Here is a 12467-nt window from a genome sequence, read left to right as displayed (position 1 = left end):
TTAAAATAAAATTTGCTTTATGAATACATATAAATATATCTCTGCCTTACTTATTTTCTTGCTCACCGTTACTACTTTCAGTTGTACAAAACTAGATCAGAAGCTAAATAGCGCACTTACTAACGAGCAGGCAAGGAATGCATTAGGTACTAATGGCACTTCATTGTTATTACAAACGGCATATACAGATATTGGAGTTCCTTTTTCTGACTTGGGTGCTATCTCGACCTTGGAAGAGGTAACGGCTGACGAATCTCTTGTTCCCACCCGTGGAGGCGATTGGGATGATAATGGAAAATTCAGGGCGTTACACCAACACAACTGGGCTGTAGATGGTGTTAATACTATTATAGAACAATTTAATGCTCTTAATAAAATGAGTTTTGATGCGACAAACGTATTAAGCTTTACGCCAACAGAGGAGCAGGCTGCAGAAGCAAGATTTATAAGAGCATTAGCTCTTTATCAACTGTTGGATTTGTATGGCCAGTTTCCTATTCGTCAACCTAACGAAAACCTCCTTAATGCGCCAAAAGTTTATACGGGAGACTCCGCAGTTAGTTTTATAATCAGCGAATTAACCGAAATATTACCTAAGCTAAGTGCTTCCAACGCAAGCTATCAGGCAAATCCGGATGCAGCGAAAACGTTGCTGATGAAATGCTATTTAAACAGGGGTGCTTTTAATAACCGCGCAGCTCCCACTTTTGATAATGCAGATATGCAGAAAGTAATTTCTTTAGGAAATGAAATTATTAACAGCGGAAAATACACGTACACTCCTAATTATTTTGATAATTTCAGTGCCGATAACGGACTAAAATCTAAAGAAGGCATCTTTACTTATAGGAACTTCTCGGGCGTTTCGGTTAATAATTCAGGTATTCATAACAGGTGGTGGCCAACATTACACTACAATCAAGGTCTTCCGGGAAAAATAGGCGGCTGGAATGGTTTTGCAACTGTAGCAGAATTTTACAATTCATTTGCCGTTTCTTCTACTGCCAAGCAAACGCTTGCAGACAGTTCATTAGATCAAAGGATAGGCGGTAGATTTTATAAAGGCGCGACAGATATATCCGGCCTCAGGCCCGGCCTTTTATTGGGACAACAATATTTAGATGCAGGTTTGACTGAGCCTTTAAAAGACAGGAAAGGCAATCCTTTAAGTTACACTCCAACTGTTGCCGCAGACTTGAAGGAAACAGGGAATAACCTGGAAATTACAGGTATTCGGGCTGTCAAATATCCACCTGATTATTCTAACAATGGAGCAAATTATGGGGATAATAAAGCAGGAAACTGGTTGATGCTATTTAGATATCCTGATGTGGTGTTAATGGTTGCTGAAGCAAAGATGCGGGCTTCTGCACCTGATAACGCTGGCGCCCTGGCTCTGGTTAATGCACTTAGGGTTGCGCGCTCCGCCACTCCGTTAACAGCTATGCCACTCGTTAATACAGCTAATGTTTATGACCCTAATACCTTATTGGCAGAAAGAGGACGCGAGCTATATTGGGAAGGGGTAAGAAGAACAGATTTAATTCGTTTCGGAGTATTTACTAAAGCATGGGCTTATAAACCAGCAAGTGATGCCCGTAATCTGGTTTTCCCAATACCTTCTTCGGCTTTAGCGGCTAATCCTAATTTAAAACAAAATGCAGGATATTAATTTCAAGCATCTTGAATTATAAGATAAAAAAGACCAGTTCGCTGGTCTTTTTTATTAATAAAACAGCCACTCTGTTTGATAGTTTAATTTACTTGTTTAAAATTTACTCTTATTTCTACATGTCTGTTTTCTCAACTTATTTAGAATATAAAAATTGTATTAGATATTGATCTAGGTAACAAATTTGGAATAGCAATAGTTTTTTACTAGTAAGCAGATAGTAAGAAATTGAGTAAGGCCCAATATTGTATTATGCGATAAGAATGAAAATTTTTGTAATCCACTTCGTACTATCCGTTTCTTTTGACCTGTCTGTTATTAGTGTTTCCCAGGGAATAACCGGGCTAGAAAGGTTATAATCACTCATATAGGTGCTCAATTCATCGAATGCCTTTTTTATATTTTCCGGACCTCCTGTTACATCGGCTGTAAGGGTTTTATCTTTATATATCAGCAATCGTTTAAACGAGATATTCCCCTCTCCCGGTAAGGGAATATTTGTAGGAATTGCAACCATCACTTCATAATGTGAGCTATCCTTCTTTGTAATATTTAGTCTCGGATAATCTACTTCCCTGGCTTTTTGGGAACTTATGTAGGTCCGTAATTCTTTGATGTGTTGATATATAAAAGGTATTGAAGGATAACTTGTTGTAAGCACCTTAATAGCTACCAAAGCTGTATCTTTTAATGTAGTATGGCGGATATGAAATTTATATACTCTTTCGTTGTCTTCAATAAAAGATTGTAAATGGTTAAGAATTACCGTCATATTTTTTTTGACATTTACCGCATCACGATATTCCTCGATTCGGGTAAAGGGATTAAGGCTCGTGGTGATAGAACTTTTCCATTGTACAATAAGAGAGTCCTCAGTAATGGGTAGTATTATAATTTTACCAGGTACAAGTTGATTCTTTTGTATTGTCTCTATTTCTACAGCATTGTATAATTTTTTGGATACCCGATAAGTGTAATTATTTAACCTGGGAGGAGCGTTTGCATTTATCGACTCTTCTTCGCGGTCAACAGGCCACCATTTTTCCCATTTGTTCTCGTCAGACAGATACCTGAATAATGCATTTGTGTTTGCCTTCATTACAGTTACAGTTGATATTTCAAGTCGAGTCGGAATAAATAAATAAATTGATATTAACGTTAACACCACCAATAAAAATAAACTAATTAACCTTTTTTTCATAGCTCATAAGTTAAATGCTATCACAACACTAACCTTCTATTCTTAAAAAGATTACTGTAAAATTTAAATAACGATAAAAAAATCGTAGTTCTAAGAAAATTTCTTTAGCTTAAAAGTTTCTTTTAGAATAAAATCCGTTAAATAAAAGATGAGACATTACTTTTGAGTTAGCCTCTCATTACCTTTAATAACAACCGAAATTATGAAAATACTTTGTGTCGGTGAAGCCTTAATTGATATGATTTGTACTGATATTGGCAAATCATTAACTGAAGGACAGTCTTTTTTAAAAAAAGCAGGAGGTGCGCCTGCAAATGTGGCTGCCGCTATCGCCGCATTAGGTGGCAAGGTAGAACTGGCAGCAAAAGTAGGTGCAGATCCCTTCGGTAATTATCTCATAAATGTGATGCAATCTTTTGGCGTAGGTACTCTTTGCATGCTGAAAGACGAGCGTTACTTTACTACCCTGGCTTTTGTCTCCCTAATGGAAAATGGTGAACGGGATTTTTATTTCAACAGGGGTGCGGATGGAGAATTAGACAGGCAGGAGATAGACGGTATAGATTTGAATTTATTCTCTATTGCACATTTTGGCTCAGCAACGGCTTTTTTACCCGGCCCTTTGCAGTCCGCATACCAAGGACTATTGCAAAAATGTTTGTTGCAGGAGGTCTTTATTAGTTTCGATCCGAACTACCGGCATTTGTTATTTAAAAACAATACACAACATTTTATTGACCAGTCATGGAACTTTATAAAAAGCTGTCACTTTTTTAAATTAAGTGACGAAGAGGCGTTGATGATAACGGGTAATGTTACCATAGAAGAGGCAGCCCATACCTTAATGCAAAAAACAAAAGCCATCTTTGCCATTACTCTTGGAAAAGACGGTACAATGCTGGGCATAAACAATACTACACAAATCATAACAAGCATACCTGTAAAACCGGTAGATACAACAGGCGCGGGTGACGCTTTTGTAGGAGCTGTATTGTATCAGTTAAGTGATAAAAATTTAAAAGCAATTCTCTCTTTGTCTGTAGAAGATTGGAAAGAAATTATATACAATTCTAACAAAGCAGGAGCACGGACGTGTGAATACATGGGCGCTATGGAAGCTTTCAAACATCTTAGCAGCGATATTTTCAAGTAGAGAAACAGGGACTAGCCACAATTACAATTTTTTCTTTAGTACTAAGTTTACGACAGACCGATAAAGATACCTTGGAGTGTTCGTTATAATGGTACATTTCGTTCAACTTTCATATTCATTTTTGTGTAAATGCAATTTGTGATAAGCAGCGATCGGCATTACCTATCAATCTTATAATACTAATAACCGAGCGATGAAAATTTATAAAAGGAACGCTTTTCAAAAAAATGTTATTATTAATCTCCTTTGTTTTCATTAAAACTGACAATGCTCAAAACACTTCAGCTCATAACAAGCCGGTGGAAGGAAGCAGTTGTGTGTCAAATTTATTCACCAAGTTTCAAAGGATCCGACTGCCACGGCATGACATAGTGGTGAAAGTGAAATAAACAATGCATTTAAATTAATATGTGGAAGCTTAAAATCTATTTTTTTATCTGTTGTATTTTTTTTAATCTCTCTTGTAAAAAATCTGAACAGCCCTTATATGAGTTGATGAAAGATACTGGCATTAACTTCAGAAACGACGTTATTGATGGAAAAATAGAAAACACCTTTGTTTTTCGCAATTATTATAATGGAGGCGGCGTAGCCATAGGTGATATTAATAACGATGGCCTTTCTGATGTTTTTCTCACCTCAAATATGGGAGAAAACAAGTTATATATTAATAAAGGAAACTTTAAGTTTGAAGATATTACAGAGAAGGCGGGGTTTAGGCAAGACAGCATGTGGAGTACTGGGGTGGTTATGGCAGATATAAATAATGATGGTCTGTTAGATATTTATGTTTGTAATTCGGGCCATATGACAAGTGGAAACAGGAGAAACAAATTATATATAAATAATGGACAGCCAGCGTCAAAAGGATCGGTCACCTTCACTGAATCTGCAAAAAAATATGGTTTAGATATTTCATCATATTCTACGCAGGCTTCGTTCTTCGATTATGATCTTGATGGTGATCTCGATTGTTTTATTATCGCAAATAGCCCAATGCCCATCAATACATTGGGGTTTGCCAATAGGCGCGATCTGCCTGCAAAAGATTGGCCCGTTGCAGATTTTGTAAAGGATGGAGGCGATCATTTATACCGCAATGATAACGGGCATTATAAGGAAGTAACAAAAGAAGCAGGTATTCATGGCACGCTCATGAGCTTTGGTCTCGGCGTTTCTGTAGGTGATGTAAATAACGATGGCTATCCTGATGTTTATGTTTCAAACGACTCTTACGAGCGCGATTATTTATACCTGAATCAAAAAGACGGCACCTTTAAAGACCAATTTGAGGAATGTATAAAGCATACCAGTTTTTCTTCTATGGGGGCAGATGTGGCAGATATAAATAATGATGGTTCGCCTGAAATATTTACTACCGATATGTTGCCCGGGGATGATTATCGTTTAAAAACACTAGGCGCTTTTGACAATATTGATGTTTATAATAAAAAGCTGCAGTTGGGTTTTTATCACCAGTTTATGAAAAATTGCCTGCAGTTAAATAATGGCAATGGTACATTTTCTGAGATTGCCAATTACAGCGGGGTAGATGCAACTGACTGGAGTTGGGGCGCTCTTATTTTTGATGCTGATAATGACGGTTTAAATGACATTTATGTTTGTAATGGTGTAAACAAAGATGTAACTGATCTTGATTTTATGAATTTTTTTGCCAATGATGTCATTCAAAAAATGGTGCTGACAGGTAAAAAAGACAATGTGGATGAAGTCTTGAAACATATTCCGGTTACCCCTATGCTAAACAAAGCGTTTAGAAACAACGGCAATCTAAAATTTTCAGATGAAGGAAAAGAATGGGGTTTTACACAACCCTCTTTTTCAAATGGGGCTGCCTACGCAGACCTTGACAATGATGGCGATCTCGATCTTATTATCAACAACGAAAATCAACCGGCGTTTGTGTATAAAAACAATGCCCGAGAGCAGAACAAAAACCATTATATAGCGGTGCAGCTAAAGGGTGATGCGAACAATAAATTTGCCATTGGCAGTAAAATAAAAATATACAAAGGCGGTGAGCTTTTTTGCCGGGAAATGTTTCCCAGCCGGGGTTTTCAGTCTTCTGTGGATTATAAGCAGGTAATAGGTTTGGGTCAATTGAAAGAAGTTGATTCAATGGTTATTACCTGGCCCGATCTTACCCGCACTCGTTTCATACACCCATCGGTTGATTCCGTGTATGATATTCATAAAAACGCTTCGGGCGTTGCACTGCCTGACACTGGGTTATCGTCTGTTATGACTGTGACGTCAACATTGTTTGACTCAGTAAAAAATACTTTCGAAAAACACCAGGAAGATGATTATGTAGATTTTTATTATGAAAGAAATATTCCTGAAATGCTGTCAAGAGAAGGTCCGAAGGCAGCTACAGGAGATGTGAATAACGACAGATTAACGGACGTATTTATTGGCGGAACAAAAGGACATGCCGGACAATTGTATATTCAAAATAATTCAGGTTTTGAAAAAAGAGATGAAAAAATCTTTCAGCAATTTTCAGACTTTGAAGATGAGGCAGTTCTTTTCTTCGATGCAGATAAAGATGGCGATCTTGATCTGTTTATAGGCCCCGGCGGAAATAATAATCCTCCTCACTCAAGGCAAATGGAAAACAGGTTATTCAAAAATGATGGAAAAGGAAATTTCTCCTTAGATGCTTCTGCATTTCCGACCAATGGCATGAATACAGCAGTGGCAGCAGCAAATGATTTTGATCATGACGGTGACCTTGATTTATTCGTTGGTGGCAGAAGCTCTCCACGAGACTATGGCGTAAGTCCAACCAGTTATATTTATGTAAATGACGGCAACGGCCATTTTAAAGATATGGCTGAAACAAAAAACCCTGATATTACTTCGATAGGTATGGTGACAGGTGCGCTTTGGGTAGATGTTGTAGGCAACAGTGATAAAGAACTGGTAATTACCGGTGAATGGATGGCTCCAAAAATATTTTCGTACAATGGAGATCATTTTATAGAGGTTAAGACGAATCTATCTGGAATGTTTGGTTGGTGGCAATCAGTAGCTGCTGCCGACATAAACCGAGATGGTAAAGCAGATTTAATTTTGGGAAATATCGGAGAAAATTTTTACCTGCATCCTGACGAAAAAAATCCGGTAAAATTGTGGATTGCAGACGTGGACGGTAACGGAGATGCCGATAAAATACTTACACGAACGGTGGAGGGAAACGATAAGCCCGTTTTCTTAAAAAATGATTTGCAGGAACAAGTGCCTGGAATAAAAAAGGAAAATCTTAAAAACCAGGATTATGCACAAAAATCGATACAGCAATTGTTTCCATCCAAAGTTTTAAGCAAGGCAGTTGTTAAAACCTTTAATTATACAAGTTCATGTGTCGCAATAAATAATGGCAATGGAAATTTCACAGTTCAGAAATTACCTTTTCGAGCCCAGCTTTCCTCGGTAAATGCTATATATTGCAGGGATGTGAACGGGGATGGTTATGTTGATTTGATCACCGGGGGTAACAATTCGGGTTTTCTTCCTCAATTAGAAAGGCTGGATGCAAGTTTTGGTGATGTTTTCATTAATAATGGTAGAGGCGGTTTTACATGGATGGGCGAAAAGCGGTCTGGCTTAAAAGTAGAGGGTGAAGTGAGAGATATAAAAGAATTAAAAGAGAAAAGTAGAAATTATTTGCTTTTTTTAAGAAATAATGATTACCCAATGATGTACAGGATAAACAATTAAATCATTGCATTACAACTGCTTATATTATTAAGGTTAAACTGTTATAAAAAAGTCCAGTTAGAATCCTTTGCAAATTATTAAAGGAAGCAAAGAGCTGCCATGAAAAAAGAAATGTACAAGTGAGTGACACAACAATGATGATTTGAAAAACAACTGCCGGTATACAAATAAAAAAGTGATAATTACAAAAAAGCAGCTATTTAATTACAGGCGTTTATGATGTATTGTGAACCGAAAGTGAGATTTTTAATTTTAATAGTTTCTTTATTTATTTTAAATTCATGTGCTTCACATGCGCATAAAGAAGATCCGGCTTTGTTTGAAGTATTGGACAATAAAGCAACAGGTTTAAACTTTACCAATCATCTGACTTCAACCGATTCCTTCAACTTATTTAAGTACATGTATTTTTATAACGGCGCAGGTGTAGGTGCCGGAGACTTTAATAATGATGGAAAAATTGACTTGTTTTTTTCATCTAACCAGGGCAGCAATACCTTATACCTCAATATAGGAAAACTGCAGTTTAAAGATGTATCTGCAGAGGCAAAAATACCGAAAGATAAGGGGTGGAACACCGGCGTTTCTGTAGTTGACATTAACAACGATGGATTATTGGATATTTATATTTGCCGTGTTGGTAATTATGAAATACTGAAAAGTCGCAACCAGCTTTTGATATGCCAGGGCATTGATAAAAATGGAGTGCCTTATTATGCAGAAAAGGCACATGAATTTGGTCTTGACTTTTCAGGCTTTAGCACCCAGGCCGCTTTTCTTGATTATGATATGGATGGTGACCTCGATATGTTTTTATTAAACCATTCTGTACACCAGGATGGCTCATTCAGACCAAGAAGAGATTTTATCGGAACATACAGTGAGTTATCTGGCGATCGCATGTATCGGAATGATGGAAAGCATTTTACAGATGTCACCCGTGAAACTAAAATAAACAGCTCTGCTATCAGTTATGGATTGGGTGTAGTAGTAGCGGATATAAATCTTGATGGATACCCGGACTTATATATAGGTAATGACTTTCATGAAAATGATTACCTGTACATTAACCAAAAGGATGGGACTTTTAAGGAGGATATTAATGACCAGGTGATGCATACAAGTAAGTTTACGATGGGAGTAGATGCAGCAGATGCGACGAATGATGGCTACCCTGAAATTATATCAGTAGATATGCTGCCGGCTGATCCATACATACTTAAAAGATCGCTGGGGGAGAATGAATATGATATTTTTAATACTAAAATACGTGAGGGCTATAATTACCAGTATACGCGAAATAACTTGCAGTTTAACCGTAGAAATGGGATGTTCAGTGAGACCGGCTTGTATTCGGGGGTTGCAGCTACAGACTGGTCGTGGTCGCCTTTGTGGATGGATTTTGATAATGACGGTTTAAAAGACTTGTTTATTTCAAACGGAATCCCAAAAAGAATGAATGACATTGATTATATCAATTTTATCTCAGACCAGGAAATTCAGCAAAAATTAGCCGATAATAAAATTGATCCAAACGACGCTACTCTGATTGATAAGTTTCCTAAAATAAAATTACCCAATAAATTTTTTAAGAATAATGGAGAGCTGATGTTCCAGGACTTGTCGACTCAAATCGGCAATGACAAGCCTACATATTCAAATGGTGCGGTGTGTGCAGATTTTGATAACGACGGAGATTTGGATGTGGTAGTTAATAATATCGACGAGCCTGCTTTATTGTATGAAAATAAATACAATAATATAAAGCATAAAAGCTCTCTGGAAATAAAATTAAATGGATCTGCTAAAAACACCCATGCAGTAGGTGCTAAAGTTGTGGTGTTTGCAAATAATGGGATTAGAACGTACGAGAAATTTCCTGTTCACGGTTTTCAGTCGAGTATGGAAGTGCCCTTACAGATCGGGCTCGATAAAACTAAAATAGATTCAATATTTCTTATTTGGCCCGACAATACTTATCAATCCGTTACGCTGTCAAAAGATACAACTCCTGTTACAATTAGTTATCAAAAAGACTTACCGCTTTTTGATTATAAAAAAATAACCGGTTACTATAAACCTCAGAGTTTTCCGGTAAAAGACATAACTGCCGATATCGATATTAAGTATCAGCATGTAGAAAATTCTTTTACAGAATTTGACAGGGAGCCTTTAATTCCTCACATGATGTCTGCTGAAGGACCAGCTCTGGCGGTAGCAGATATTAATCATGATGGACTTGAAGATATGTTTATAGGATCTTCAAAATTATATAAAAGTGCAGTTTTTCTTCAGGATAATAAGGGCAAATTCACAAAATGTGAAACGCCTGTGTTAGATAATGACAGTACATGGGAAGATGTAGACGCTTGCTGGACTGACGTAAATAATGATGGTAATGTCGACCTGGTAGTGGCAAGTGGAGGCAATGAATATTACGGTGAGGATAAATATTTAATGCCGCGTGTTTACATGAATGATGGTAAGGCTAATCTTACTCTTGCTCCAAACGCATTTGATCATTTATATATTACTGCATCTTGTGTATTGCCTTGCGACTTTAATGGCGATGGCTTTATGGATTTGTTTATAGGTGGTCGGGCCGTCTCCTGGAAGTATGGAGAAATCCCTCGATCCTATCTTCTGCAAAATGACAAAACAGGCAGGTTTAAAGATGTTACTTCTCTCTATGCAAAAGATCTCGCTTACACAGGTTTTGTAACACAAGGTGTTTGGTTCGATATTGACAAAGACGGCGATAAAGATCTGATACTTTCACAGGAATGGGATGGTATTGTGGCTTTTATGAATAACAACGGAACTTTTACTAAAAAGGTATTAACAGACAAAAAAGGTTGGTGGAATTTTGTGATGCCTTGCGATATTGATGGCGATGGAGACATAGACCTGATAGCCGGCAATCTTGGATTGAACAGCAGGTTAAAAGCTTCAGAAAAGGAACCGATTAAATTATATTACAACGATTTTGATGATAATGGTACAAAAGAACAGGTACTAACATATCACCTTAATGGAAAAGAAATTCCTTTTGCAAATAAAGGGGAGCTTGAAAAGCAGATGCCATTTCTTAAGAAAAAGTTTTTGTACGCGAGTGATTTTGCAAAAGCTTCTTTGCAGGATATTTTTTCAGAATCGAAGTTGAGCGAAGCTAAAGTATACACTGCCGATTATTTCTCTAATGCCATTCTTATAAACAATGGTAAGCTTGATTTTGATATGAAAGCATTGCCCTGGCAGGCTCAATTAGCGCCTTACAAAGATGCAGTTGTGGTGGATGCAAACGGCGACAAGCTTCCAGACATTTTTTTGGTCGGAAATTATTATGAAAATAACGTAGAAATGGGAAGATATGATGCAGACTATGGTTCGCTGCTCATTAATCATGGCAACGATAACTTTTCTTGTGAAAGTTTAAATGGATTAAATATAAAGGGACAATCGCGTCATATAAAAAAGATAACAATTGCAAAAAGGGAGGCATTTGTAATTGCCAGAAATAACGATAGTACTAAGGTTATTCAATTTGAAAGAAAAAATTAATAATTGTAGAAACTTATTTCCTTACACCTTTTCTAGATCAGATTAATTAAATTGAGAATTAAATTAAAAAGCAAAAATTCTTTATTAAACAATAGGAATACAAATTCTCGTAATCCACTTAGTACTGTCTGTTTCTTTAGATCTGTCTGTAATAAGTGTTTCCCAATGAATAACAGGGCTTGTAAGGTTATAATCACTCATATATGTGTTCAGTTCATTATAAGCTTTCTTTATACTATTCAGCCCTCCTGTTACATCTGCTGTAAGAATTTTATCTTTATATGCTATCATCCGTTTAAAGGCTATGCTCCCATTTCCCTTTAAAGCGATATTGGTAGCAATCGCTACCATCATTTCATAATGTACACTGTCCCTCTTTGTAATATTAAGTATCGGACGATCCATTTCCCTGGCCTTTTGTTGAGTAATGTATGTTCGCAGGTTTTGAATAAAATGGTATATAACTTCGGTTGATGGATAACCTGTTGTGACTGTTTTTACAGCTACGAAAAGTGTATCTGTTAATGTGGTACGACGAATGTTTAATTTATAAACTTTGTCTTTGTCTTCAGCAAAAGATTTGAGGCTATGAAGAATGACAGTAATATTTTTTTTTGTGTTTAAGGCCTGCTGATACTGCTTAATTCTGATGAAAGGATTTATGCTTGTTGTAAGATTGTTATTCCATTGTACAATAAGAGAATCTTGCGCAATTGGAATAATAATAATTTTACCGGCAATAACTTGGTTTTTTTTTATTATTTCTACACCCACAGCGTTATACAATTTTTCTTTTAGCCTGTAAGTATATCCATTAAAATGTTTATAATGGTCTTCATCAATTAGTTTTATTTCATTGGTTTCAAGCGGCCACCATTGGTTCCACTTTGACTCATCTGATACATAGCGGAATAAAGCATTAGTGTTTGTATTCATTGCTGTACTTACAGAAATATGCAGTTGAGCGGGAATGAAAATATAAACGGATATTAACGTTAATACCACGAAAAAAGATAAACCGATTAACGCTTTGTTCATATTAAAAACTTTATGTGCTAGTCTGCAAAGTAACGTTCGCAGGTGCAGACTCAAAGAATATTAGTACAACTTTAAACTAGTATTAAACATTTTTATGT

General features: G+C 36.6%; 6 protein-coding genes. 4 read left to right on the top strand and 2 right to left on the bottom strand.

Going from position 1 to position 12467, the window contains the following annotated elements:
• Window positions 1–19: 19 nt before the first annotated feature.
• Window positions 20–1672, top strand: a complete 1653-nt coding sequence (locus tag B154_RS0124810) for a RagB/SusD family nutrient uptake outer membrane protein (protein WP_018617062.1) — start codon at window positions 20–22, stop codon at window positions 1670–1672.
• A 250-nt stretch (window positions 1673–1922) separates the two neighbouring features.
• On the opposite strand, the gene B154_RS0124805 is transcribed toward B154_RS0124810, so the two are convergent.
• The gene (locus tag B154_RS0124805) at window positions 1923–2873 is read right to left on the bottom strand and encodes a GyrI-like domain-containing protein (protein WP_026260425.1); all 951 of its coding nucleotides are present in this window, start codon (window positions 2871–2873) and stop codon (window positions 1923–1925) included.
• A 202-nt stretch (window positions 2874–3075) separates the two neighbouring features.
• Here B154_RS0124805 and B154_RS0124800 point away from each other — a divergent pair, with 202 nt between their 5' ends.
• From B154_RS0124800 to B154_RS0124790, 3 genes are all read left to right on the top strand, one after another.
• Window positions 3076–4026: a carbohydrate kinase family protein gene (locus tag B154_RS0124800; protein ID WP_018617060.1), complete on the top strand. Its 951-nt coding sequence runs from the start codon at window positions 3076–3078 to the stop codon at window positions 4024–4026.
• A 495-nt stretch (window positions 4027–4521) separates the two neighbouring features.
• Complete coding sequence (locus B154_RS0124795; RefSeq protein WP_018617059.1) at window positions 4522–7770, top strand: VCBS repeat-containing protein; 3249 nt, start codon at window positions 4522–4524, stop codon at window positions 7768–7770.
• Between the two features lie 216 nt (window positions 7771–7986).
• Window positions 7987–11331 carry a VCBS repeat-containing protein gene (locus B154_RS0124790; protein ID WP_051084347.1) on the top strand — a complete coding sequence of 1115 codons (3345 nt, stop codon included), beginning with the start codon at window positions 7987–7989 and terminating at the stop codon, window positions 11329–11331.
• Window positions 11332–11415: 84 nt separating this feature from the next.
• On the opposite strand, the gene B154_RS0124785 is transcribed toward B154_RS0124790, so the two are convergent.
• Complete coding sequence (locus B154_RS0124785; protein WP_018617057.1) at window positions 11416–12369, bottom strand: GyrI-like domain-containing protein; 954 nt, start codon at window positions 12367–12369, stop codon at window positions 11416–11418.
• Window positions 12370–12467 lie beyond the last annotated feature (98 nt).

Origin of the sequence: Segetibacter koreensis DSM 18137 (assembly GCF_000374045.1) — a bacterium.
In the GTDB taxonomy this organism is placed as follows: domain Bacteria; phylum Bacteroidota; class Bacteroidia; order Chitinophagales; family Chitinophagaceae; genus Segetibacter; species Segetibacter koreensis.
The sequence above is the reverse complement of the archived record's forward strand: the minus strand, read 5'-3'. Positions and strand labels throughout refer to the sequence as shown.